23 protein-coding genes are annotated in these 25,655 nt (G+C 43.6%); 14 read left to right on the forward strand and 9 right to left on the reverse strand.

Annotation, left to right across the window (positions count from 1 at the left end):
• Positions 1-3: 3 nt before the first annotated feature.
• Positions 4-696: a thiopurine S-methyltransferase gene (gene tmpT / locus ACQKC9_RS13060; RefSeq protein ID WP_427622219.1), complete on the reverse strand. Its 693-nt coding sequence runs from the start codon at positions 694-696 to the stop codon at positions 4-6.
• Positions 697-881: 185 nt separating this feature from the next.
• Complete coding sequence (gene msrA / locus ACQKC9_RS13065) at positions 882-1,403, reverse strand: peptide-methionine (S)-S-oxide reductase MsrA (protein ID WP_427622220.1); 522 nt, start codon at positions 1,401-1,403, stop codon at positions 882-884.
• 260 nt (positions 1,404-1,663) lie between these two features.
• Here msrA and cmoA point away from each other — a divergent pair, with 260 nt between their 5' ends.
• Genes cmoA through ACQKC9_RS13080 form a run of 3 tightly spaced genes read left to right on the forward strand, consistent with a single transcriptional unit; the run spans position 1,664 to position 4,720 of the window.
• Entirely contained in the window at positions 1,664-2,461 is a 798-nt protein-coding gene (gene cmoA / locus ACQKC9_RS13070) for a carboxy-S-adenosyl-L-methionine synthase CmoA (protein WP_347164031.1), read from the forward strand.
• 50 nt (positions 2,462-2,511) lie between these two features.
• Positions 2,512-3,558 (forward strand): tRNA 5-methoxyuridine(34)/uridine 5-oxyacetic acid(34) synthase CmoB, encoded by a 1,047-nt coding sequence (gene cmoB, locus ACQKC9_RS13075; RefSeq protein WP_427622221.1) that lies wholly within the window; start codon positions 2,512-2,514, stop codon positions 3,556-3,558.
• 34 nt (positions 3,559-3,592) lie between these two features.
• Positions 3,593-4,720, forward strand: coding sequence for a DUF1176 domain-containing protein (locus ACQKC9_RS13080; RefSeq protein ID WP_427622222.1), 1,128 nt, complete (start codon positions 3,593-3,595; stop codon positions 4,718-4,720).
• A 121-nt stretch (positions 4,721-4,841) separates the two neighbouring features.
• On the opposite strand, the gene ACQKC9_RS13085 is transcribed toward ACQKC9_RS13080, so the two are convergent.
• A complete protein-coding gene (locus ACQKC9_RS13085) occupies positions 4,842-5,060 on the reverse strand; it encodes a DUF2788 domain-containing protein (RefSeq protein ID WP_057761830.1) in 219 nt (72 codons plus the stop codon).
• 378 nt (positions 5,061-5,438) lie between these two features.
• Between ACQKC9_RS13085 and argS the strand changes: the two genes are divergently transcribed.
• The 3 genes from argS to ACQKC9_RS13100 all read left to right on the forward strand — a co-directional run bounded on the left by argS (position 5,439) and on the right by ACQKC9_RS13100 (position 9,389).
• The gene (argS, locus tag ACQKC9_RS13090; protein WP_427622223.1) at positions 5,439-7,268 is read left to right on the forward strand and encodes an arginine--tRNA ligase; all 1,830 of its coding nucleotides are present in this window, start codon (positions 5,439-5,441) and stop codon (positions 7,266-7,268) included.
• Between the two features lie 87 nt (positions 7,269-7,355).
• Entirely contained in the window at positions 7,356-8,159 is an 804-nt protein-coding gene (locus ACQKC9_RS13095; protein ID WP_427622224.1) for an SPOR domain-containing protein, read from the forward strand.
• Between the two features lie 135 nt (positions 8,160-8,294).
• Complete coding sequence (locus ACQKC9_RS13100; protein ID WP_427622225.1) at positions 8,295-9,389, forward strand: PTS transporter subunit IIC; 1,095 nt, start codon at positions 8,295-8,297, stop codon at positions 9,387-9,389.
• Between the two features lie 160 nt (positions 9,390-9,549).
• On the opposite strand, the gene ACQKC9_RS13105 is transcribed toward ACQKC9_RS13100, so the two are convergent.
• The 3 genes from ACQKC9_RS13105 to clpP form a co-directional block, all read right to left on the reverse strand.
• On the reverse strand, positions 9,550-10,536 hold the full coding sequence (locus ACQKC9_RS13105; RefSeq protein ID WP_427622227.1) for an SDR family NAD(P)-dependent oxidoreductase: 987 nt from the start codon (positions 10,534-10,536) through the stop codon (positions 9,550-9,552).
• A gap of 341 nt (positions 10,537-10,877) precedes the next feature.
• Complete coding sequence (gene clpX, locus ACQKC9_RS13110; RefSeq protein ID WP_057761822.1) at positions 10,878-12,152, reverse strand: ATP-dependent protease ATP-binding subunit ClpX; 1,275 nt, start codon at positions 12,150-12,152, stop codon at positions 10,878-10,880.
• Positions 12,153-12,338: 186 nt separating this feature from the next.
• Positions 12,339-12,965 carry an ATP-dependent Clp endopeptidase proteolytic subunit ClpP gene (gene clpP / locus ACQKC9_RS13115; protein WP_197411852.1) on the reverse strand — a complete coding sequence of 209 codons (627 nt, stop codon included), beginning with the start codon at positions 12,963-12,965 and terminating at the stop codon, positions 12,339-12,341.
• A gap of 925 nt (positions 12,966-13,890) precedes the next feature.
• On the opposite strand from clpP, the gene ACQKC9_RS13120 reads away from it, so the two are divergent.
• The 7 genes from ACQKC9_RS13120 to ACQKC9_RS13150 all read left to right on the forward strand — a co-directional run bounded on the left by ACQKC9_RS13120 (position 13,891) and on the right by ACQKC9_RS13150 (position 20,724).
• Positions 13,891-14,919 (forward strand): urease accessory protein UreD, encoded by a 1,029-nt coding sequence (locus tag ACQKC9_RS13120; RefSeq protein WP_427622229.1) that lies wholly within the window; start codon positions 13,891-13,893, stop codon positions 14,917-14,919.
• Positions 14,920-15,038: 119 nt separating this feature from the next.
• Positions 15,039-15,341 carry an urease subunit gamma gene (ureA, locus tag ACQKC9_RS13125; protein WP_057761815.1) on the forward strand — a complete coding sequence of 101 codons (303 nt, stop codon included), beginning with the start codon at positions 15,039-15,041 and terminating at the stop codon, positions 15,339-15,341.
• Positions 15,342-15,397: 56 nt separating this feature from the next.
• Positions 15,398-17,587: an urease subunit alpha gene (ureC, locus tag ACQKC9_RS13130; RefSeq protein WP_427622230.1), complete on the forward strand. Its 2,190-nt coding sequence runs from the start codon at positions 15,398-15,400 to the stop codon at positions 17,585-17,587.
• 166 nt (positions 17,588-17,753) lie between these two features.
• On the forward strand, positions 17,754-18,392 hold the full coding sequence (gene ureE, locus ACQKC9_RS13135) for an urease accessory protein UreE (RefSeq protein ID WP_427622232.1): 639 nt from the start codon (positions 17,754-17,756) through the stop codon (positions 18,390-18,392).
• On the forward strand, positions 18,392-19,174 hold the full coding sequence (locus tag ACQKC9_RS13140) for an urease accessory protein UreF (RefSeq protein ID WP_427622270.1): 783 nt from the start codon (positions 18,392-18,394) through the stop codon (positions 19,172-19,174). The genes ureE and ACQKC9_RS13140 overlap by 1 nt, the downstream gene beginning before the upstream one ends.
• A gap of 57 nt (positions 19,175-19,231) precedes the next feature.
• Complete coding sequence (gene ureG / locus ACQKC9_RS13145; RefSeq protein WP_347164046.1) at positions 19,232-19,921, forward strand: urease accessory protein UreG; 690 nt, start codon at positions 19,232-19,234, stop codon at positions 19,919-19,921.
• 50 nt (positions 19,922-19,971) lie between these two features.
• A complete protein-coding gene (locus ACQKC9_RS13150) occupies positions 19,972-20,724 on the forward strand; it encodes a HupE/UreJ family protein (protein ID WP_427622233.1) in 753 nt (250 codons plus the stop codon).
• A gap of 183 nt (positions 20,725-20,907) precedes the next feature.
• Here the strand turns inward: ACQKC9_RS13150 and tig are convergent, their stop codons facing one another.
• Together tig and rdgB are read right to left on the reverse strand one after the other, a co-directional pair.
• On the reverse strand, positions 20,908-22,251 hold the full coding sequence (gene tig / locus ACQKC9_RS13155; RefSeq protein WP_201549268.1) for a trigger factor: 1,344 nt from the start codon (positions 22,249-22,251) through the stop codon (positions 20,908-20,910).
• Positions 22,252-22,795: 544 nt separating this feature from the next.
• On the reverse strand, positions 22,796-23,449 hold the full coding sequence (gene rdgB / locus ACQKC9_RS13160; protein WP_427622234.1) for an RdgB/HAM1 family non-canonical purine NTP pyrophosphatase: 654 nt from the start codon (positions 23,447-23,449) through the stop codon (positions 22,796-22,798).
• 552 nt (positions 23,450-24,001) lie between these two features.
• On the opposite strand from rdgB, the gene ACQKC9_RS13165 reads away from it, so the two are divergent.
• Complete coding sequence (locus ACQKC9_RS13165) at positions 24,002-24,631, forward strand: superoxide dismutase (RefSeq protein WP_238039025.1); 630 nt, start codon at positions 24,002-24,004, stop codon at positions 24,629-24,631.
• Between the two features lie 126 nt (positions 24,632-24,757).
• Here the strand turns inward: ACQKC9_RS13165 and ACQKC9_RS13170 are convergent, their stop codons facing one another.
• Positions 24,758-25,498, reverse strand: a complete 741-nt coding sequence (locus tag ACQKC9_RS13170; RefSeq protein WP_427622235.1) for an SDR family oxidoreductase — start codon at positions 25,496-25,498, stop codon at positions 24,758-24,760.
• Positions 25,499-25,655 lie beyond the last annotated feature (157 nt).

A 25,655-nucleotide genomic window follows, 5' to 3' on the forward strand; every position in this document is an offset into this window, starting at 1 on the left:
TTTTTATTTACTGCTCAATAGCCAAACGTGTTCTGTGACGGTGATATCAGGTGCAGAACCTATAGAAGAAGGCACGCTTGCTAGCTCATAGATTTGGTAGTGAGCGCTATAATACTGCTCTAATTGTTCGTTATTAATAGAGAAGGGTGGTCCATTCTTTTTACGCTGATCGTAATTTAGCGTGAGTAAAAGCTGCGGTGTTAATTTATTATCAGTATCATCAACGTTACTGGTATCGCTACTAAGTTTCCGCACTTGCTCACTATATCTCACACGCATATCAACTGGTAGGGCGATTAATGCCGCTTTATCATATACTGCATCAATAGAGCCAATATCTTTAGCGGTCAGTGCAAAGATATCATCGACCCATAAAGTGATGATCTGTCCCGATACTTGGCCCTGATAGTATTTAATCATTGGGTTGTCTGCCTGTTGATAGACAGCAGATTCGATATTTTGCTCAGCAAAAAACTCTTGTACGGCTGTTTCGACCAATTCAACGCCCACCACGTCATAGCCTTGCGTCGCTAGCCAAACCATATCGATAGATTTGCCACAAAGCGGAACGAAGACGCGGCTACCAGCAGTTAGATTGAGGCGGTTGAAATATTTAATCAACAATGGATTGACCATAGATTGATTGAATCCAATGCGACCTTCTTGCCAACGTTTTTGCCAAAACTCAGGGTTCATGCTGTGATCCTCTATTTGCAAGTTTTTATATATAGATTTAGCTTTAATAATATTGATTGGTTATGTCAAATGTATAAATAGCAAAAAGCCAAACACCTATAGTATAAGTGTTTGGCTGGTATCTAACATTGGGCTAAGAAACTTTTTGAATAAATAATATCTTATTCAATTTAGCAAACCCTCATTTAACTAACCATATATTTGCTAAATTCTTTACGCAGTTTGGCAAGCTTTGGCGGTATTGCAAAGTTACAGTAAGCCTGTCCTGGGTTTCTGTTGAAGAAATCTTGATGTGAGTCTTCTGCTTGATAGAATTCAACGGCAGGATGTATTTCCGTCACCACATTGACACCCATATCTCGTAACTTATTGATGGTACGATCAACAGTCGGTTTTTGACTATCTTCAGTGTAAAAGACCACGCTACGATACTGACTACCAACATCATTGCCTTGACGATCCATCGTGGTGGGATCATGCGTGGCAAAGAAGACATCGAGTATTACTTCTAACGGGACGATAGACTCATCAAATTCGACTTTGATGACTTCGACATGGCCAGTCGTACCGCTACAGACAGCTTCATAGTTAGCAGAGACAGCATCACCGCCCATGTAGCCTGAGACGACAGATTGCACACCTTTTACCGATAAAAATACAGACTCGGTGCACCAGAAGCAGCCGCCACCTAATACGATCGTTTGCATAATTTTTTCCTATTATTATAAATATGGGTTAAGCGCTATATTTGGTAGTGACGCTCTCGTTTTTCAATGCTTCTTTCAAACGTCTCATCACCCTTGGCACTATTTATTCAGCTTAGCAGGCAAGCCAAAGGCGATAAGTAACAAACAGTAATGTTATAATGGGCTTTTGCTACGTTGCTTAGTTTTCAACTGACAATGACAAGCGAAACTACCAAGCAAAAACCACCAAGTAATTCTTAATTTCAGTTCTATTCTAAAAAATGAGTCGTCCCATGAGCCAATCCCAGCCTACTATCAAACATGACACCCTATTTGATAAACCGTTTACCACGCCACTGGATAAGGCCGCACGCTTTTCGTTTGACGAGCAAGTGGTGGCTTGTTTCCCTGATATGATTCGTCGCAGTGTACCTGGTTATGGGCAGGTATTGGCGATGCTACCTATATTTGCCCGTCGTCATTGCAAGTATCGCCAGCAGAGCGATAGTGGTCAGCGTGTTAGTCGTGTTTATGACTTGGGCTGTTCATTGGGCGCAGCCAGTATGACGCTAGCGGGTGAATTCGACCCGCAAGACTTACAGATTAAAGCAATTGATATCTCACCAGCGATGACGACCGAGGCGACCACGCTACTGAGTGAGAATTATCCTGAGCACGATATTGAAGTGATCACAGCAGATATCCGCGATATTGAGCTTGAGCCGTGCGATATGGTGATTTTGAACTTGACGTTACAGTTTTTGCCAGCTGCTGATAGGGTCGCAGTATTAGAGAAGATTTATGCGGCATTGAGCGAAGGCGGCATATTGGTACTGACTGAAAAAACTCATGCCTTTGATGAGCAGTATGATGCGTGGTTGGTTGAGCGTTATTATGACTTTAAACGTGCGAATGGCTATACCGAAATGGAGATTAGCGGCAAGCGTAATGCATTGGAAAATGTCCTAATTACTGACACATTAGATGAGCATCACGCGCGGCTTGATCAAGTTGGCTTTAAACGTCATCTGACGTGGTTTCAGTTTTTGAACTTTGTTTCTATTGTGGCGTTTAAATAATCCTTACCTTTAACACAGTTATTTCTTAATCAATACGGTAACCTGTTTTTATGCTCAACGACACTATCATTAACGCCGAACGCGAATTATATCTAACCCTACTAGAGCTGGCACAGCAGCAGCCGAGCGCTTACGAATGGCTTAAGCAATTACCAATGTGGCTAGGTGATATAAAAGACAAAGCTAACTATGCGCATGCGCCTGCCTACCAAGCGTCAGTCGCTCGTTTGCCAAACTTAGCTGTCAATCATGTCGATCTAAACAGCGATACATTGACGATTGAGGCAGATCTAAATGAGTCTCAGCGCAAACAAACAACGGCACTATTAAAGCAGTTAATGCCGTGGCGTAAAGGTCCATTTCAGATTGGCGGTCAAATCGGCGATGATGAGTCAGGTATTAAGATTGATACCGAGTGGCATAGTGATTGGAAATGGAAACGTGTTGCGCCGCATTTAAGTAGATTGGACGGTCGCCGCGTATTGGATGTGGGCGGTGGCTCCGGTTATCATGGTTGGCGCATGGCAGGGGCTGGCGCGGATACGGTTATTATTATTGATCCGTCATGTTTGTTTTATCATCAGTTTATGGCGATTCGTCATTTCGTTGGTGCCGCAGACGCTAGTGTTACAGGTAGCTATCGGACGCATTATATTCCTGTACCGCTTGAAGCGTTACCTGAGCACAGCCAACTGTTTGATACCGTATTTAGCATGGGCGTACTTTATCATCGCCAGTCACCGTTTGAGCATTTACAACAACTTAAAGGGCAATTGGTCAAAGGTGGTGAGCTGGTACTTGAGACGTTGGTGATTGAAGGTGATGCCAATACTGTGCTGGTACCACACGACCGCTACGCGCAGATGAATAACGTCTATTTCTTGCCATCGGTGGCGGCATTAATTGGTTGGCTAGAGAAAGCAGGATTTTCAGATGTGCGCTGCGTCGATGTAGCAGTCACCTCGACTGAGGAACAACGACAAACCGAGTGGATGACCTATCATTCGTTAGCAGATTTCTTAGATCCTAATGACTCTACTAAGACCGTCGAAGGATATCCTGCTCCCATGCGCGCGACTTTGATTGCGAAAAAGTAGCATTGATGGTGGTAGCTAATATAAGGAAAGCACTATGAAGACATCAAAGACTTTGATTGTAGCTACTACCAGCTTGCTATCGCTACCTGCTATGGCAGGTTATGGAACTGTATCCGAGGGCTGGGGCTTTGTACAAGACGACTGGCAAGTGGTTTGTGATAATACGCGGACTTGTCGAGCGGCTGGATATGCAAGTGAAGAACTCATAGATGAGCCTGCCTCAATATTGTTCACAGCGTTGCCAAAAGTAGCTCTGCCAAAAGCGCAAATCCAGTTTATATCAGAAGTGCCGCTAGATGAGCTTAAGCCTGCTGAGCTTTGGCTGAACAACAAAAAATACGGACTGCTGCAACCCAATAAAGAAGACAGTCTACTATACGACTTGTCAGCCAAGCAGACCCAAGCACTGCTTGATCATGCTCGTATCGCGACCAAGATAGAAATTAGAGCGGGCGACAACCACTGGCAGATCAGCGATACAGGTATGTCGGCAGTATTGCTTAAGCTGGACGATGTGCAAGGTCGAGTAGGGACACCGATAGCATTGGTCAGTAAGAATAATCCAAATCGTCAACGTCCTAAAGCAGCTCTATCAAAACCAATCATTCAAAAAGCATTTGCATATTCAGCAAAAGACAACAGAACACTTGCTCCATCAAAGCTGGCGTATTTTCAGAAAAATATTGATAAGTGGGTCGATATTAATGCCGAGCAGCTCATAGGGTCAAAGGACGTGATGGGCGATTGTGAGCTGATTAATCCAAAAACTGAAACATATCAGCAAATGTCAGAGTATGGTTCCACGATGCTTGGTTGGGACTTTATACCAGTTGATGATAGCTATACGTTAGCCACGCATACGTGCTGGCTAGGCGCTTATAACTCAAGTAACGGCTATTGGCTCATTGATAATGCAAAACCTAGCAAACCTACGCTTATCACGACAGCAGGAAATGATTATTTTGATGGTGAGATTTCCGCTACTCACAAAGACCGAGGTATCGGTGACTGCTGGAATCGTACTGCATGGACGTGGAATGGTGAAACGTTTGCTAAGAGCGAAGAGTCTAGTACGGGCATGTGCCGAGGTTTTGCTGGTGGAGCGTGGGACCTACCAACTTATGTGAGTCAGGTTATAAGAAATGATGCTAAGGCTCAATAGCTTTTTTGATTTAAATGACTGACACCTTATCAAGCGCAGCAGTCATAAGCCATATATTACATTTTTAGTTTTGCTACTTATATTCTAAGCGATATCAAAGAATAGTGATGAAAATGGCCAATTAAATTAACCATTTTTTGAAAGCGACTTCCATGACTATCTTAAGGATAAAACCAACAGAACCTGCGCCTAGGGCTAAGAATATCCAAAAAGTACCAGCGCGCCCAGCATCAGACTTTTTAGAGATATCCCACATAATAAAAAACAAGAAAGCGATGAATATCGGCAACAGGACGTACAGTCCCCAACTGGTGACAGTACTGGCGGCAATAGCAAACATGGCGTAATCCTATAATAGAGTAGTAACGCGTCTTCTATATTTTAGAAGAGCCGTACAAACCATCATTATAACGTGGAAGCAGTCAGGTATAAACGACTGCCCAGTATTGAGCAACAGTAACGCTACAATTCACGTTATGAGTTATTTATCAGTTTTGCATCATTGATATTAGTCAGCCCAAATCCTGATAACGGTAAGATTTTAGTGCTAATTTTGGCGCAAATGGTGCAATAAAGCGCAAAGATTGTTATATTTACAGGTTACTTATCTTTTTACATTATTCTATCCCTGCAATGTCGGCCGCTATTATAATAAGCCGTTATCGATTGCTCGCATTCGCACCGTTTTTGTTGTTTATTTAATTGAGTTCAAATTCCTATGTCACAAGCCCAAATTGATACGCTTGCATCCCTATTTAATGATGCAATTCAAACCCTACAAGCAAATGGTACGCTACCAAGCGATTGGCAAAACAACAGTCAAATTACCCGTACGAAAGATTTAAGTCACGGTGATTTTGCCAGCAATATCGCGCTAACGGCAGCGAAAGCGGCTAAAGCTAATCCACGTCAACTTGCTGAAAAAATCGTCAGCGCATTGCCTGACAATCAAGATATTCGCCAAGTGGAAATCGCAGGGCCAGGGTTTATCAACGTATTTTTAAACTCGGAAGCTAAGTTTTCCGTATTGGACGATATTTTTACGTTGCAAGATCGCTTTGGTTTGAGTAATCAGTTTGACGGTCAAAAAGTCCAAGTTGAATTCGTCTCTGCCAATCCAACGTCAAGTTTGCATGTTGGTCACGGTCGCGGTGCTGCATTTGGCATGAGCGTGTCTAATCTGCTAGAAGCGATTGGCTATGACGTCACGCGTGAATATTATGTAAATGACGCTGGCCGTCAAATGGATATTCTAGCGACCAGTACGTATCTGCGTTATTTAGAAGCAAATGGCGAGCAAGTAACTTTTCCTGTCAATGCCTACCAAGGCGACTATGTCAGTGATATTGCCCAGACCTTAAAGACGCAACATGCTGATAGCTACGTACATAGCTTTGCAAACGTTGCCAAAGATGTGCCAGAAGATGCTCAGTTTGAGATTAATGCTGATGGCGAAAAAACCGTCATCTCAGGTGATAAAGAAGCACATATTGATGGCTTGATTGCCAATAGCAAATCATTGCTAGGTGACAGCTATGCGTTATTTTTAAACGCGGCCTTGAGCAGCATTTTGGCGGATATCAAAGACGATTTGAATGACTTTGGTGTGAGCTACGAGTGCTGGTTCAGCGAAAGATCTATCGATAGCGAGATTGAGCCTGTATTACAGACACTAGATGACAAAGGCTACTTGTACGAAAAAGACGGCAACATCTGGTTTAAATCGACTGATTTCGGCGATGAGAAAGACCGTGTGGTACGCCGTGCCAATGGTCAATCGACATATTTTGCCTCTGACATCGCTTATCATAAAAACAAGTTTGATCGCGGCTTTGATAAAGTCATTAACGTTTGGGGCGCAGACCACCATGGTTATGTCCCACGCGTAAAAGCCGCTCTACTAGCCCTTGGTATCGATGCCGAACGCCTTGACGTGGTGCTTGTACAGTTTGTCGCGTTATGGCGTGGTAGTGAAAAAGTACAAATGTCTTCGCGTTCTGGTCAGTTTGTGACCTTGCGTGAGCTACGTGCAGAAGTCGGTAACGATGCTGCACGATTCTACTATGTAGCGCGTAAACCTGAAGTGCATGTTGATTTTGACTTAGAACTTGCGAAATCACAAAGCAAAGACAATCAAGTGTATTATATCCAGTATGCTCATGCGCGCGTTTGCCGCGTGTTAGAAAAACTGGCAACTTACGATTTGACCGTAGATGATGCTGTTGGTTTGGCACATCAAGACTTGTTAAATGCGCCAAACGAAGACGAGCTGATTAAACTGTTAGCAGGATATCCAGCGACGTTACTTCGCGCAGCAACTGGTTACGAGCCGCACGTATTGACCAATTACCTAAAAGAGCTAGCGGCATTGTTCCATGGTTGGTATGACACCAATCGTATCTTGCCAATGAGCTTGACATCAGGTGAAACGCCAAGTCAGGATGAGCTAGACTTAATGCAAGCACGTTTGCGCTTGTCAAAAGCCGTTAGACAGGTACTGGCAAATGGGCTTGGTCTGCTAGGCTTGTCTGCACCGTCTAGCATGTAGTACTTTTCTAATATGTGAAGTAAGTATAGACAGCTGATAGCATTAATTCGATGATGATAGTTAAATCCAGTAGGGAGAACGAGATCCATGCTAGCCAAAAAACCTAAAGGCGCAACAGAAAAGCGCAAATCAAGTAGCGTATCAGGCTTATTGTGGATGTTTGTTGGGGCCGTATTGACCCTTATGATCGGGGTATTTATCTACCTTTCACCATTATTTAATTTCAGCCCCGCTGATGGTAGTGCTGAGAACGATCCTGATCGCCAAGTACAGCCACGTGTGGATACTGATACCGATAATGGCGATTATGAGTTCTACGATATTTTACCTAATCAAGAGATGGCAACCATCCCTGACGAAGATATCGCTGACATTGATAATGATCAAATAGGTGATATCGGTGCGTTTGAACCAGACGTCGTCGTGACTCAACCAGAGAGCGATGCAGGCAGTACAGAAACGGGCAGCTTCGGTGGTTCGGAAAATGCGCCTGTCGAACCTGCTGGTGCTAATAATGCTGGGTCGAGTGAGGATATCGTTGTCGTTGAAGAAGATGCAACCTATGATGGTACGCCGCCTGCTACTAGCAACGCTACCACCCGTAACAATAATGCAGCAGCAGGTACGGCAAGCATCCAAGCTGCTAAACCTGCGGCGACCTACATCTTGCAGATCAATAGCTTTAGTGATGCAGATGAAGCGGATCGTCGCCGTGCGCAAGTACTGATGGCGGGTGTCGATGCTAGAGTGGTTAAAAACACGACGGGTAATGGCTTGCCAATTTATCAAGTCATCTCGCGTCCTTTGAATAACCGTCAAGCAGTGACGACAGCACAGCAGCGCCTACAAAACAATGGTATAGACTCTATTATCGTTGAGCAGCGTCGCTAAATTCAGTCGTTTACATTTATTGTATCTATAAAAAAAGCGTCGAAATGACGCTTTTTTTGTCTCTTATTTTTAGTAACGCTATTTTACTTTATGGTTTTATTATATCTTATCATTACTTCCTCAACGAGTATGGCTATGACTGTATCTGACTCAACATCTGCATCTACTGGCGTCATTAAATCCTTTTTTCAGAAGTATTTTATCGATGCTTTTACTGGTATGGCTTTAGGTCTCTTTGTCACATTGATAGCGGGTCTTATCATCTCACAAATTGGTGGCTGGTTAGATCTGCCTGCGTTGGTTGCCGTCGGTAAGCTAGCATCAATATTGATGGGGGCGGGTATCGGCGTAGGTATTGCCTACTACCTAAAAGCGCCAACGCTAGTCATGCTAAGTTGCTTGGTGGCAGGTATGCTGGGCGCACATTCTGAAGCTTTGATGGCAGGTACGCTTTTTACGCCGCAAGTGGGTGGGCCTGCAACCTTCGTAGCACTGCCGGGTAATCCAATCGGTGCTTATCTGACTTCTGTGTTTGCTTATCGTGCTGGTACTTGGGTCGCTGGTAAGACGAAGCTTGATATTTTATTGGTGCCCTTAGTGGTGTGCGGCGTCGCGTTATTAGTCTGTGCGCTGCTCAATCCGCCTATCGTAGCAGGGGTCGCAGCTATCGGTCAGGGTATTCATGCTGCTACTGAATTACAGCCACTGCTAATGGGTATCGTCATCGCTGTAGTGGTTGGTATTTTATTGACCCTACCAACGTCAAGTGCAGCTATTTGTATTGCTATTGGGCTTGGTGGATTGGCGGGCGGGGCAGCAGTAGTAGGCTGTGCTGCGCATATGATTGGTTTTGCTGTTGCAAGTTTTAAAGACAATGGCGTTAGTGGTGTCATCTCTCAGGGCTTGGGCACCAGTATGCTGCAAATCCCTAACGTACTGAAAAAGCCTATCGTTCTGCTACCTGCTGTCATTGCTAGCGCTATCGTTGGGCCTATCGCTACTGTCGGTTTTGGACTAGCTTGTACCGCGACAGGCGCGGGTATGGGTACCGCTGGTTTGGTTGGTGTGTTTGGAGTGATTGAAGCGTCACAAGAGATTATGAGCACTGGACAATTATGGACAGCGATTGTTCTATTGATGTTTGTGTTGCCTGCGGTGATTGCAGGGTTAGTGGCTTATATTATGCGCCGTATGGGTTGGTTGGTCGCTGGTGATATGAAGCTGCCTTAATCTTCTAAGTATTGAGCTAAAATATCCTCAACAGTCTCAAAATTCATTCTTATCCTTAAACTATAGTGGCAACTCTCAAAAAGCCCAGCTACGACTATAGCTGGGCTTTTTATATATAAATTCATCACTTTCTCATGAAACAGGGAGTGTTTATAAAATATTATTCGACCGTTTTTAACTTCTTATGACGACGTGGTTTTAGTTTGCGGGACAGTTGATGGAAGTCGTTCAGCACTTGGCTATAGTGTGAGGGAAATACACGTTGAATGGCATCAATCATCTTGGCATCGTTACCAATCAGGCAGCGCTGTTGGTTGGTCGCTGCTGCCTGTAGGATAATCCAAGCCGCTTCATTGGCATCGAATTTTAAGAATTTATTAAAACTTCTGATGGCTTTGGGCCCAGTACTCATGCCAATATCATGGATACTCTCATTACCGCGCGCGCTGTTGGCAATATTGGTTTTGATGCCGCCCGGATGGATACAAGTCGCTGATACCCCGCAGTTCTGGATATTTAGCTCTTGGCGTAAGCTCTCTGTGAAGCCGCGTACGGCAAATTTGCTAGAGTTGTAGGCCGACTGCGATGGCTGAGCGGTCAAACCAAACAGACTTGAGATATTAATAATATGTCCATGCTCGCCAAACTGGCTGTGTTTAACGCTGTTTTTGATTAACGGTAAAAATGCCTTAGTACCGTAAACCACACCCCAAAAATTAATATTCATTACCCATTCAAGCTCACTAATACTACTGCCTTCGACGGTAGAGTAGAGCGCAACACCTGCATTGTTAAAGATGAAATTTACTTTGCCATGCTCTGTAATTACGCTATCAGCCCATGCTTCCACAGCTTTATTGTCTGACACATCGAGTACGGTCATAGTGACGTTGACATCATAATTGGTAAGTAACTGTTTGGTCGCTGCCAGCTGTTCAGGATTGATATCTGATAGTGCAACATGACAGCCCATTTTCGCTAAGTGAATGGCCAGCTCACGCCCCATACCAGAGCCTGCGCCCGTAATGGCAGCGACGTGGTTGAGATAGTAGGATTCAACGTCCGAGTCATCCAATGAAGTATGGTTAGAGGAAAACGGTAGGTTTTGGCGCAATGAAGTCGCCATAGCGGTCACATGGTTGAACATAATAAACAATCCTTTGTCTTATTAATCATATGGGTTGTACGGGCTATATCCTGCGGTATATAGAAATAAAGTCTAAGGGTCAAGACAGACTATCTACATTAGCATGGTTTGCACTGATGCTTACTCGCGATTGATAAACGCTGCTGTCATTTCAGAGCAGGTGTAATGGAAATCGCCAATTTTCAGTAGGCAAGTTATCTAGTATCAAGTTATCTAACAGGCAAGCTATCTAACAGACAAATTGGTTAAATAATAGGCATAAAAAAAGCGCCTGAGCTAATTTAGCCAGACGCTTTTTAGTAGTCCGTTAATGATAACTGATTATTTATATCAGTTATAAATTAAGCAATTTTAGGCACTTTACCTTCATTGATAACATCCGCATCAACCATTACAGTTTTAGCGTTTTCCATAGAAGGTAGCTCATACATAGTCTCAAGCAGCGCATTTTCTACGATAGAACGTAGACCACGTGCACCAGTTTTACGCTCCATTGCTTTTTTGGCGATGGCATCTAGGGCTTCTTGGGTAAAGCTAATCTCAGCACCTTCCATATCGAACAAATACTTGTACTGTTTTACCAGTGCGTTCTTAGGTTCGGTCAGGATTTGTACTAGGGCCGCTTCATCTAGCTCTTGCAGTGCCGCAAGTACTGGCAGACGACCGATCAGCTCGGGAATCAGACCAAACTTGATCAAATCTTCTGGCTCAACTTCTTGTAGCAAGTCTGAGCTGCGACGGCTGTCGTCTTTTGAGCTAACATCAGCGTTAAAGCCGATGCCGCCTTTTTCAGTACGCTGCTGAATGACTTTATCAAGTCCAGCAAATGCACCACCAACGATGATTAGGATATTGCTAGTATCAACCTGTATCAGCTCTTGCTGCGGATGCTTACGGCCACCGTGCGGCGGGATAGCAGCCACAGTGCCTTCGATTAGCTTTAGCAACGCTTGCTGTACGCCTTCACCTGACACATCACGAGTGATAGATGGGTTGTCACCTTTTTTACTGATTTTGTCGATTTCATCAATGTAGATGATACCTTGCTCAGCTTTGGCTACATCATAGTCAGAAGCTTGGAGGAGCTTTTGTACGATGTTTTCAACGTCTTCACCAACATAACCAGCTTCGGTCAAGGTCGTGGCATCAGCCATCGCAAAAGGTACATCTAATAGACGAGCTAAGGTTTGCGCAAGTAGCGTCTTACCAGAACCCGTTGGACCGATTAGCAAGATATTACTCTTAGCCAATTCTACCATTGCATCATCAGCGCCGATCTTGGCTTTTTTGCTGTCGTTGGCTAGCGTCTGGCTAACTTTTAGACGTTTGTAATGGTTATAGACGGCCACAGCCAATGCTTTTTTGGCAGCGTCCTGGCCGATGACATACTCATCAAGCTTGGCACGCAGCTCTTTTGGCGTTGGTAATTTTTTATTGACCCAAGAAGTGTCTACTTCGCTATCGTCATCACCGTGCTCTGCACTGTCTGCGATTAAGTCAGTACATAGCTCGATACATTCATTACAGATGTTGGCATCGTCAGCAGCAATCAGTTGCTGTACATCGCTTTTGGCTTTACCGCAAAACGAACACTGCGGGGTATTATCTTCTGCCATAAAAGGCACTCCTAAAATTTAAAACTGGTTAGTTTATTTGTAGTATATCGATTATCGTATCCATTCAATGTCATACCTTTCAATAGGTCAGGTATGACATTGATAACGGTTTACTGTACGGCAAATAAACTATAAAAGGTCTTATGACTGCACTCTCAATGAAGAGGCATCACGTTAATGCTTAGATTACAAAGACTCAGGGCGACGCTCTAATACTTCGTCAACCAAACCATACTCTTTGGCTTCTTGTGCATCTAACCAATAATCACGCTCAACGTCTTTTTCGATTTTCTCTACTGGCTGACCAGTACGCTCAGCTAAGATACTATTTAGACGTGCACGAGTTTTAAGGATTTCACGAGCGTTGATTTCGATATCTGTTGCTTGACCCTGCGCGCCGCCTGAAGGCTGGTGAATCATGACACGAGCATTAGCAAGTGAATAGCGCTTGCCTTTTTGACCAGCGGCCAATAGGAATGAACCCATGCTATAAGCACCGCCCATACAGATAGTCGATACTTCAGGTTTGATGAAGTTCATGGTATCAAAAATAGCCAATCCAGCGCTTACTGAACCACCTGGTGAGTTGATATACAAATGGATATCTTTATCAGGGTTTTCAGCTTCTAAGAATAGTAACTGGGCGACGATAAGGTTAGCCATGTTGTCTTCGACCTGACCGGTTAAAAAGATAACACGCTCACGTAATAGACGTGAAAAAATATCAAACGAGCGTTCACCGCGTGAGGACTGTTCAACCACCATAGGTACTAAAGCCGCTTGTGTGGTCTGTACTTCTTTGTGTGCACTCATTAGCATATCAAAATGCGGGTTGGCAGTGATGCGATCATAATCTGTCATAGAAAAGTCCTATCGATAAATGTATAAAATAAAAATGGATTGAATGTTTTATTGTCTAGTAGTTTTTGACTAATGGGTTGTTTATAAGGGGGCTGCGCTCACTATTCAAGCCTATAAAACGGGTTTGTGCATAAAATAGGTGAAAAAGTGACTCTCCGATATTGCTAGGACTCATTGCTTATATTGAAACTTATACTAAAAATACGTCTAGAAGTAGATAAATACTATCTTATCTATTATCAAGTCGTACAGATATTGATAGTATCTGTATCGACAGCGTCTGTATCGATACAAATAGCGTAAATCATGTTTGAACTGACTTTTTAACATAGAATACCTGATTAATAGCCCTATAATCCACCTATCTTACTGACTGAGCCTGCAAATAGTTATGCGTTTAGTATTTTTGCTTATCTAATGTCCTCAGAGGGTATTGCGCTAACAATAACGCTAAAAAATGCACTGTTATGGACAAAATGTACTGTTTTGGTGCAAATATCTGCTGATTTTATAAATAGATAAGGCTCAAAAAACGTTTAGAAAATAGCTGGAAATATACGGTTATTTTTATCGTCCAATCCAAAAAAGAAAAAGCACAGACAAATCAAAGTTTTGAGTTGGTAAGGTTTTTATTTGACTATCTGCTATCAAGAGTTGGCACAGTGCTTGTATCAATAAAAACATTGACGCTTTTATTTATCGTGGTGCGCTATAGGCACGATAAATGGTGTACGCTGTATTTCTCCGTTATTATTCTGATATTACTGTAGCGAATGTACTGTAGTTAACGATTGGCAATAGAGTTCTTAACACATAGCAAATGATAGCTGTCATACAAAATACTGAAACATATTTAATTAGTAAATGAGTATATAAAATGAGTTGGGCCTCTTCTTTAGCATTAAGCTTTGACACTGTTAGCAGTACAAGTACGGCCAAAGAAGGTACGGCTGATAACTCAAAAACGCGGCTTTATCATCGTAAGCACACGGGTGCCTTGATGGTACAGCGTGCTCTGTATCCTGAGTCAAGCGTACAGCAGGGTATTTGTCACATACTGATGTTGTACCCGCCAGCAGGTATCGCAGGTGGCGATACGCTGTCCATAGACCTAAATTTAGATAGTGGTAGCCACGCTGTTATCACCACACCAGGTGCAGGTAAATGGTATGGCAAAGACAGCGTCAGTCAAAAACATAAAGCTCCGTTGGGCGACGACGTTACTCACCGAAGTATGAGCCAAGACGAGATAGCTGCCTATGCGAGCCAACACGTACAAGCCAACCTCGCAGCAGATACCCGTTTAGAATGGCTGCCGCAAGAGAGTATCATTTATAACGAAGCCAATATGCATGCAGTGAGCCGCTTCGATTTGACAGATTCATCTAGCCTACTGACATGGGAGATTAGTGTCTTTGGGCGGCAAGCTTACGACGAGCAGTTTTTACAAGGGCGTTATCATACTGGATTGAACATCTACCGAGATGATAAGGTTATCGTTGCTGAGCGAGTGGCGCAGGCAGCACAAAATCGCTGGTTTACCTCAAATTTAGGCTTAGCGAACCAGCATATTTATGGATCGTTTTGGGCAGTACCTAGCTTAAGTGATGTCCATGACAATCTTGCACTCTCCGCGTCACAAACCACGCAATCGACCGAAACAGCCCAAGCAACTATCAAGCAATCATTAACCCGCTATCTAGACAATACTGTAGCAGCATTGCGACAAGTTATTGCTCAAGCACAACTGCCTGTCTACTGCACCCATAATTGCCAAGCGATTAATATTCGTTACATTGGCTCAGATGTACGTGGTTGTTTTGAAGCGTTTTATCAGCTGAGAGAAGTCTTGCGAGATCATTGGTGGCAACTTGAGCCCTGTCGTCCACGTATTTGGGACACCTAATACGGCCACTTTAAATAATGAAACTAAGATGATATTGCGACTGTTTTTAATCGATATCTAATGCTTTGAAAACCTCTAATCTGCTATAAATATAATGATAAGTACAATAAGGAATTGTCATGCACCTGACCCCAACAGAAAAAGACAAACTCATGCTATTTACCGCTGGTATGGTGGCTGAGCGTCGCAAAAATCGCGGTGTTAAGCTTAACTACCCCGAAGCCATCGCTTATATCAGTATGCTGCTGATGGAAGGGGCTAGAGATGGCAAAAGAGTTGCCGAGTTGATGAGTGAGGGTGCTACGTATTTGTCCGCTGATGATGTCATGGAAGGTGTCGCAGAGATGGTAGATGAAGTGCAAATCGAGGCGACCTTTCCTGATGGCACCAAACTGGTCACGGTACATAATCCCATCGTGTAACGCTGTATACCATTGTTATAGCACTGAAATGCTCACTATAAAATAAGGCGGCTACCATGCAAGCAGGCGAATACCATATCCAAGATGGCGATATTATCTTAAACCAAGGTCGACAGGTACAGACCATCAGTGTCAGTAATACTGGTGATAGACCTATCCAAATCGGCTCGCATTATCACTTTTATGAAGTCAATGATGCCTTGAGTTTTGACAGAGAGCAGACTCGGGGTTTTCGTCTCAATATTATCTCTGGGACCGCCGTACGTTTTGAGCCTGGCCAATCACGGGAAGTAGAATTGGTAGCATACGCTGGCAAGCAAGATGTATATGGTTTTGCTGGGCGCGTCATGGGCGCCGCTCATCCAGACAAAACATCGGAGAGCACTACTGATAAAAAAGTAACCGCCACTTCGCAAAAACGAGTCAGTCGTCGCATTTATGCTGAGCATTTTGGTCCTACCACAGGTGATAAAGTTCGCTTAGCTGATACCGAGCTGTGGCTACAGGTTGAAGCAGATTTAACCAGTCATAAAGATACAGCTGTTGATCAAGCGGATACGTCGCAAAGTGGTGAGAGTAGTAGCAAGCCTGTTGAAATCAAAGGTGAAGAAGTTAAATTTGGCGGTGGTAAAGTCATTCGTGATGGCATGGGACAAGGACAATTGCTAGGCGCGGAAGTTGCCGATACAGTTATTACCAATGCATTAGTCGTTGACTATACAGGCATCTATAAAGCGGATATCGGTATCAAAGATGGTCGTATCAGTGCCATTGGCAAAGCGGGCAATCCTGATATCCAGCCTGCCATCGATATTCCTATTGGCGGAGCTACCGAGATAATCTCTGGTGAAGGCAAAATTCTGACAGCAGGTGGCGTCGATAGTCATATTCATTTTATCGCGCCCCAGCAATGCGAGACGGCGCTTATGTCAGGGGTAACTACGATGCTAGGCGGCGGTACAGGGCCAGCTCAAGGTACGCTTGCCACCACCTGTACACCAGGGGCATATCATATTGCCTCGATGCTAAAGTCTACTGATAGTATTCCTATGAATATTGGATTACTGGGTAAAGGTAATGTGAGTGTACCAGAACCTATTGCTGAACAAATCGAAGCAGGTGCCGTGGGGCTAAAACTACATGAAGATTGGGGTACAACGCCGCAAGCTATTGATAACTGTTTGAGTGTCGCTGACGACTATGATGTGCAAGTGGCCATTCATACCGATACTTTAAATGAAAGCGGCTATCTCGAAAGTACGCTCGCTGCTTTTAAAGACCGCTGTATCCATACTTTTCATACTGAAGGGGCAGGTGGTGGACATGCGCCCGATATTCTAAAGGCCATTGGCGAATCGCACGTGCTGCCATCCTCAACCAACCCAACTCGCCCTTATACCGTCAATACCATTGATGAGCATCTCGATATGCTAATGGTTTGTCATCACCTGAGTCCTGCTATTGCTGAAGATGTGGCTTTTGCTGAAAGCCGTATTCGTCAGGAAACCATCGCCGCAGAAGATATCTTGCATGACTTAGGTGCGATTTCTATGATGAGTAGTGATTCTCAAGCGATGGGACGGGTAGGTGAAGTGGTCATTCGTACTTGGCAAACCGCGCACAAAATGAAAGTTCAACGTGGTCATCTAGCACCAGATGCAACAGCGACCATTGAGGATGAGCAACAGTACATTACTTTGACAGACTATGATCAAAGCACGGACAACGATAACTTCCGTATCAAGCGCTATATCGCAAAATATACAATAAACCCTGCGATTACTCACGGTATTAGCGATATGGTCGGCTCAATCGAAGTGGGAAAATGGGCAGATATGGTGCTCTGGTCGCCCAAGTTTTTTGGGGTAAAACCTGAGTGCATCATTAAAGGTGGTCTTATCGCTGCGGTGCCAATGGGCGATATCAATGCCTCTATTCCCACCCCTCAGCCTGTACACTATCGTCCTATGTTTGCTACTTATCCAAAATCGGTTGCCCAGACTAGCATTACCTTTATGTCGCAAGCGGCGATCGATAAGCAAGTAGATAAGCAGCTTGGGTTGACCAAAGTCATTCAGCCAGTACACGGCATCCGTAAAATTCGTAAAAGCGATATGCGCTTTAATAGTTACTGCCCAGATATGGATATCAATCCTGAGACCTATGAAGTACGCGCTGATGGTAAGACACTCACCTGTGAGCCAGCTGATGTACTACCCATGGCACAGCGTTACTTTTTATTTTAGAGCTTACGATGCACGTTTATAGGATCTCTAGCACAGACAGTGAGCTATAAACCATGTATGCCAATGGTCAGTTGGTTTCTTGAGTGATATCGTATCTTTATTCCCAACACTTTTACCATCAATACTATTGACCAATAGTTTGAGCAACAACAGCCAGAGAAGAATAATGAAAATATTTAATACCCGTTTAAGTACGCTTAGCGATACCCAAAAAGCGCAATTGGCAGAACAGTATCAAGCCGATGATTACCTACTATTAGACTTTGATACTCGTCAGCATTCTCGCTTTAGAGCCATTACTGTTTCAGGTGAGGCAGTTGGTGTTGACCTGCCTCGTACAGGCGTATTAAAAGGCGATGATGTCCTTATCAATGAATCAGGGGAGTTGATGCAAGTGATCGCCAAACCGCAAGCAGTGACCAAAGTGACTGCTGACGATGATTTTCTACTAATGAAGGGCGCTTATCACTTGGGCAACCGTCATGTGCCATTGATGTTTGACCACAGTTTTGATCAGGGTAATGCAGACTATGCGCTGTATTTTGAAAACGATCATGTGCTGGCACAAATGTTAGAAAACCTTGGTTTGCATATCGAGTCTACCTCAGTGCCATTTGAGCCTGAAACAGGTGCTTATCAAAAGGGCCAAGGGCATTCGCATGGACACTCTCATTCTCAATCACATGCGCATGCGGATTCAAGTAGTGACTCACATAGCCATTCGCACAGTAATAAGCATGGGCACGAACACAGCCATAGCCACGCCCACAGCCATCATGATGAGACTGTAGGGCAGTCAGAGTGATGATTGATACCAGTGCTCAATCTGCCCAACTTGGACAGCTACTGATGCTGGCATCGAGCAATTTGCCGATTGGTAGTTATACCTATTCGCAAGGTGTGGAGTCAGCTATTGAGTCAGGGGTTGTCTCTGATGAAGCCAGTACGCTTACATTTATGCAGGACTATCTAGCGCTTGCAGTGATTGGCTACGAGCTGCCCGTATTAGGGCTGATAATGTGCGCGCTTAGCCAAGGTCATGAAGCGCTAGCGGCAAATCTAGCACATGATTATCACGCTGGTCTCGAGAGTAAAGAGTTTGTACTGGAGTCGCAGCAGTTGGCACAAGCGATGGTGTCTTGGCTAAACGAAGTATTGAGTCTTGGCATACCAGCTGATATACCTGATGATGGATTTTTGCCGCTATTTGCACATATTGCTCAGCATTGGCAGCTGCCACTAGCGCAGTCAATGACCACTTATGGATTTGCGCAATTAGAGAACATGGTGCTCGCTGCTGTGAAGACAGTGCCGCTAGGACAAATGGCAGGTCAGCGTATTCTATGGCAATTACAAAGCGATTTGGGTGCTCAGGTTGATGCTCTAAGCGCTAATGTGCAACATGCTTTCGATGCTTTAATCACATCGATAAATACTATGGATACCTTAGATAAAAGTGAAGAGTCAGACTGTCAGCAGCTATGCCAAGACCTCTATGAAACGCTTAATATCTCGAATAATTTGCCTAATTTGGCTATCTTCTCAAGTATGCATGAGGAGCAATACAGTCGGTTGTTCCGCTCATAACTGTACCTTTATTTCTATTTATACTTATTAATATACAAACTGTTTTAGGAAATTAATATGTCTCTAACTCCGCTCAAATCAAAAAATTCTCACGCTGCATCAGACGTGCAGACTGATAGCGACAGCCAGAAACCGTCTTCTGCCTTATCGTGCTTACGCCTTGGTATTGGCGGGCCAGTTGGTAGTGGTAAAACTGCTTTGACTTTAAGGCTATGCCAAAACCTGCGTGATACGGTCAATATGGCGGTGGTGACCAATGACATCTATACCAAAGAAGATTCAGAGTTTTTGACCCGCAATGATGCCATGCCTGCTGAGCGTATCCGTGGCGTAGAGACGGGTGGCTGTCCGCATACAGCTATTCGCGAAGATGCTTCTATTAACCTGACTGCGATTGCTGAGCTACAAGCAACTTTTGAAGGTTTAGAGTTGATTATCATTGAGTCAGGTGGCGACAATCTAGCCGCGACATTTAGCCCAGAGTTGTCTGATTTGACTTTGTACGTCATTGATGTCTCTGCAGGCGATAAGATACCTCGTAAAGGTGGCCCCGGCATTACCAAGTCTGATTTATTAATTATTAATAAAACCGACCTTGCACCAATGGTTGGTGCTTCGCTTGAAGTAATGGAACGCGATGCCAAAAAAATGCGTGGCGACAAACCTTTTGTATTTAGTAATATGAAAACAGGCGATGGGTTAAATGAGATTATCGCCTTTATTAAAGAACATGGCATGCTTGCCTAAAGAGCAGATGAGCTTTTACCATTAAAATATAAAGAATAAGGAAAAATCACATGACACAGTGTACAAAAGGTCTTCATATCGAAAACTCTCGGTTTTTACAAGCGCTCTCAGCTCCTCATATCGTGTCTGGTTCGGCTGTGATGATGACATCACTAATGCTACCGTCACTGGCGCAGGCGCATTCAGGTCATATTCACTCGACTACCGCGCAAGCGCCATCGTTTTTAGGTACGTTGCAAGCAGGACTGATGCATCCAGTGACTGGCCTTGATCATCTGTTTTTGGCAGTAGGCATGGGCATGTTGTTTTATGGACTACAAAAGCAGCGCTTAGGCATGATGTCATTGACGGCAGGGTTGTCATTAGGCGCGATATTGGGCACGGCTGGCGTCCTAATTGGCGGTATTGCGTTTGCTGCATCATCTGGGCTAATTGAAGTGGCGATATCACTGTCGGTGGTCGTATTGGCTATGGTCTTAATGAGCCAAAAAAGCAGACAAGAGGCATTCTCTGCGCAGACTCATACAGCACGCACGCCAAGCATTCAGCAGATATCGTTATTTGGCTTTGGTGGTCTGGCGGTGTTTCATGGCATGGCACACGCGATGGAAGTACCAGCGAATGTCGGTGTGAGCGGTCAGCTAGGATTTTATGCAGGGATGATGGTCACGATGCTAGCGCTATATGCAGTTGGTACGCTGGTTAGTCAGCAGTTGCAGCAACGCTTTAGCGATAGTTTGTGGTTACAGCGCGGGCTGGTACTGCTAGGATTGAGCGCCGTATTTGCACCTGTTTTGGTGTAAGACGAGCTTCATAGTAAAAGTACGATGTTTGTAGATTCGATGTTTGTAAAGTTGATAGTTGTAGCTGATTTTATCTAGTTAACGAGCCCCATAAAAAATGCGCCCCCGATCAAAAGGTCGGGGGCGCATTTTAGTTTTGATAACCGACTACAGCATATCTAAAAAGACAGCTTGTCGTATCAATTACATTGCTTGCTGCTGTTGTTGCTGAGCAGCTAGCAAGTCTTGGTAGCTAACTTCTTTGTCAGTTACTTTACCTTGTGCGATCAAGTAATCTACTACTTGGTCTTCTAGTACAACAGACTCAATGTTAGCGCGCTGCTGCTTGTCATTGGTGTAGTACTCGATAACTTCTGCTGGATCTTCGTAATTTTCAGCGGCTTCTTTGATGAAGGTTTCTACACGCTCTTGATCTACTTCTAAGCCTTTAGTGTCGATAACACGGGCAACGATGATGCCAAGACGGGCAGCACGTAGCGCTTGCTCTTCAAATAGCTCATTTGGCAGCATGTCTTTATCGAAGCTATCAGCATTTGCGCCGAACTGCTGAGAGAAACGTTGCATCATCATGTTGCGTTGACGCTCGATTTCTTGCTCCAGCATCGCGTTTGGTACGTCAAACTCGTTCTTTTCTAGCAATGCGTCAAAAGTCGCTTGCTTAACTTGGCTACGCGCAGCGTTTTTGATTTCGCGTTCCATGTTTTTGCGTACGTCTTCTTTCAACTTCTCAACGCCGCCTTCTTTCACGCCGAATAGCTCTAGGAACGCATCATCAATTTCAGGTAGCTTAGACTTTTCAACCAATTTTACGTTGATTTTGAACTGAGCTTCTTTACCAGCTAGGTTTTCAGCTTGATAATCTTCTGGGAAAGTTACGTCGATTACTTTTTCTTCGCCAGCTTTCATGCCTTTGATACCAGCTTCAAAACCTGGAATCATTTGGTTGCTACCGATAACCAGTTTGAAGTCTTCAGCAGAGCCGCCTTCGAATTTTTCGCCGTCGATAGAGCCTTCAAAGTCAAAAGTCACTTGGTTGTCTTTCGCAGCCATGCCCTTTTTCTCAACGAATTCTTCACGTTGCTTTTGTAGGTTTTCGATCATAGTGTCAACGTCTTCTTCACTCACTTGTGCAGTGTGACGCTCAACTTCGATCTCATCGATACCTTGTACATCTACTTCTGGGAAGATTTCAACAGTGGCTTGATATACCAAGAAATCGTCTTCAAGTTTTACGTCGTCGATGTTAGGCATGCCAACAGCACGGATGTCTTCAGATTTGATCGCTTCAAATACAGTATCACGGATGACATCGTTGATAACTTCTTGTTGAATGCCAGCACCGTACTGAGAGCGGATGTGTGACATAGGGACGTTACCTTTACGGAAACCGTCAATCTTGGCAGTTTTCGCAACTTGGCGAATACGGCCTTCAACTTTGTTTTGAATTTTTTCAACGGGCACTTTAACCGTTAGCTGGGTTTCTTTATTAGATAGCTTGTTGGTTGTGACTTGTAAATCTGTAGCCATGTTAATTACACCTTTAGGATTAAGTAGTACGTTTGATTAATGAAATAGTACTTAGGGTTAAATTGTAATAGACAGACCGCGCCTCAAATTACGGGCATGTACGACGGGCTGCCGTTGAAATAAATAGGGGATAGCGATAGCACACAACGTCAAATTCAGTGCCAGTAGCAATCGCCGCTGATACCAAAAGGTGAACCTGCTGAGGTTGTCCATGCTATCAAATATCGATAATAAACCGTTAATGCACCGCATAATAACGCTTTTTGGTGAATTATACAGCCAAATAACGGATTTCAACAAAATTTTAAAAGTAGAACAGTATAATCTATCTGTTTATTAAAGTAAAAATTATCTCTTTGACAGCATGTTTCCTTATGTTGCTTGCTCTTATATGGCTTAATTTTATATAAAAATTTAGCCATATTCATAGTCAATAAATAAGATAACGGATAAAAAACAGCGATAAGGTTGTAAGCGCACTATGAGCAATGAGCGCACTTACGGATAGTTATGGATAGTTATAAATAGAACAGCTATAAAGTACTTATAAAGGTAGCTGCGCCAATAGCTGTTGGATTGCCTGACCACGATGGCTGATGCTGTTTTTATCAGCAGCGCTTAGACTAGCCGCACTGGCTTGCAAGTCAGGTAACCAAAATAATGGGTCATAACCAAAACCGCCGTCACCATGCGCTGTCTCTGAAATCTCGCCATGCCACAATCCTTGGGCGATGATTGGTAATGGATCATCAGCATGGCGCACCATTGCCAGTACGCATACAAACATACCTCTGATCGGAGTATCTGGCTTCTCTGCGCGGATAGGCTGCAAGTCGGCGATGAGCTTGGCGTTATTTTTACTATCGTTGCCGTGCTCACCAGCGTAGCGAGCAGAGTAGATACCTGGCGCATTACCTAGTGCAGGCACGCACAGTCCCGAATCATCAGCGATAGCAGGCAGTCCACTGATACGGCTCGCATGACGGGCTTTGATAATGGCGTTTTCCACAAAGCTTAGACCATCCTCGATGGCATCTTCGATATCGAGCTGACCTTGCGGGACAATCGTTACGTCCAAGTTCGCTTCGGCAAATAGCCGTTTAAACTCAGCCAATTTGCCTTTATTGTTGCTAGCCAGTACCCATTGGTTGCTAGATGTCGGATGGGTAGCAGTTAACGAGGTATCAGTGGTGCTCATAGAGTCAGTCCGTTATGTGAAAATGATGAAGAGTTATTATTTGAGTAAGTTTTACTTATCTTTTATAGCGTTAACCGATAAATTATTTGTCGATTGAAGTAATTATGCTAATCATGATAACGCATGAGTTTAGAGTGAATGCAGTTACCGCTTAATAAATAACCAATCGCTATACAGATTGTACGGGCTATAACATTTGGTAACTGATATTATTGGTCACTATTGCTATAATAGATACCAAGCTACAGTGAATTATATCTTATAGCTTGTGAATATTAAGTTAATAAAAGTCTATAAAGTCAGAGACTTGGCTTTTTGGCGAAGAATAATAGCAATAAGTAACCGCTAGGTTAATTTTGGATTCATAATGATACGTGATATTGTATTGAGCAGTACCGTGTATCAAGCGATAAAGTTCATTTCAAACAATAAACTCAGCCAATTTAGTCCGCTATTTTATAGTGTTTTTTGCGGTGTAAAAATAGCGTAAAATTCAGTTTCTATAAGCAAGTTTTTATAAACTAACGGCTAAACAGCAAGGATAAAATAATTATGTCAAACATTACTTTACCAGATCTACCATATGCAAAAGACGCACTAGAGCCACATATCAGTGCCGAAACGCTAGAGTATCATCATGACAAGCATCATGCTGCTTATGTAAATAAGTTGAAAGAATTGCTACCAGGTTCTGGTCTAGAAGATAAAACATTGCCTGAAATCATTAAGGCAGCGTCTGAAAGTGAAAGTACTCAAAACTTGTTCAACCAAGCAGCTCAAGTATGGAACCACACGTTCTACTGGAACTGCATGACGCCAACAAACGGCGGTGGCGAACCTACTGGCGATCTAAAAGCAAAAATCGAAGAAGATTTCGGTAGCTACGACAAGTTCCGTGAAGAGTTCAAAAACGCAGCATTGACTCAGTTTGGTTCAGGTTGGGCATGGCTAGTGGCTGATAAAGTCGGTGGCAAATTGTCAATCGCCAAAACTGCTAACGCTGACACCCCACTTGCACATGACCAAGTAGCAGTATTGACTTGTGATGTATGGGAACACGCGTACTATGTAGATTACCGTAACCGTCGTCCTGACTATGTTGATACGTTCCTAGACAAGCTAGTGAACTGGGACTACGCAAATGCAAAATATAAAGGTCAAGATGCTGGCGTTGAAGAGTAATCTTTAACGACTAAGTATTTGATTGAAAAAAGGACACCGCGAGGTGTCCTTTTTTATGTGATAACTTTCTCTATAGCTTTCTATTTCGACATCTGATTAAAACATATTTCTGATAGAGCATTGCTATTAGGCGATACCGCCGTTTGCGCCGATATTTTGTCCAGTAACCCAAGCTGCTTCTTCACTGACCAAAAATGCCACCACACGAGCGATGTCAATTGGTTCACCAATACGGTTAAAAGCTGACATGCTGGCGAGTTTTTCAACGGCTTCGTCTGTTTTACCTTGATTGAATAATTCGGTATCTGTTGGTCCAGGCGATACGGCATTGACGGTGATATTGCGTGCGCCAACTTCTTTAGAAAAAACTCTGGTCAGCTGCTCTACTGCGCCTTTGGTCGCGCAATACGTACCATAAGTGGGTAGCATCATACGAGTGGTGGTGCTTGAGAGGTTTACAACACGGCCACCGTCATTGAGTTTAGTCGCAGCTTCACGCAATGTATTGAACGTACCTTTTACATTGATAGCAAATATACGATCAAAGTCTTCGTCGGTGGTCTCGGCAATGGGTTTATTAATCATTATGCCTGCGCTATTGACCAAAATATCTGGCTTACCAAACGCGCTGATAGTGGCATCAAACATTGCTTCGACTTGCTTGGTATTGCTGACATCAGCTTGAATGGCAATGGCTTCACCACCTGCTGATTTAATCTGGCTTACGATATCATTCGCTGCTGAATCATCATTTGCATAATTAATGACGGTTTTAGCCCCTGATTCTGCAAGTGATAAGGCTATCTGTGCGCCGATACCTTTTGATGAACCGGTTACAATCGCGACTTTATTTTTTAGTGTTGTCATCGATACTTTCTCCAATAGTATAAGTGAATATCAGTACGCTTATATTGCATTTTGACTGATGTCTCTTGATTAGTAGGATATAAGTTACCAGTATGCCAAACCAATAAATAGAGCGATTCTGTAGGCTTGTTTTGGATAAGTTTATCTATTGTGTCTA

Origin of the sequence: Psychrobacter sp. NPDC078409 (assembly GCF_050268505.1) — a bacterium.
Taxonomy (GTDB): Bacteria; Pseudomonadota; Gammaproteobacteria; order Pseudomonadales; family Moraxellaceae; genus Psychrobacter.